Source organism: Sphingobium sp. LSP13-1-1.1, from assembly GCF_040676415.1.
Taxonomy (GTDB): domain Bacteria; phylum Pseudomonadota; class Alphaproteobacteria; order Sphingomonadales; family Sphingomonadaceae; genus Sphingobium.
Genome location: NZ_JBEGHU010000086.1, coordinates 1 through 255 on the forward strand (window position 1 = coordinate 1; position 255 = coordinate 255).

Here is a 255-nt window from a genome sequence, read left to right on the forward strand (position 1 = left end):
TGGCGATGCCGAGCGGGACTGGATCGTCATGGCCCTCGCCCAGGCCCGCGCCAGCGGACTTGCCTGATTTTCAACCCAATCCTATCTGCTCAACCATCAAGAGAAAGCCTTCAACCCATGACCAGCATGCTCTTTTCGCCGATTACGCTGCGCGAACTCACCCTCTCCAACCGCATCGTGGTCTCGCCCATGTGCCAGTATAATTCCAACGAGGGCTCTGCCAATGACTGGCATCTGGCCCATCTGGGCGGTTTG

General features: G+C 58.4%; 1 pseudogene. It reads left to right on the forward strand.

What is annotated here, in order from left to right:
* Positions 1-126 precede the first annotated feature (126 nt).
* Positions 127-255 (forward strand): annotated as a pseudogene (locus MRBLSP13_RS21555) (oxidoreductase); the annotation flags it as partial.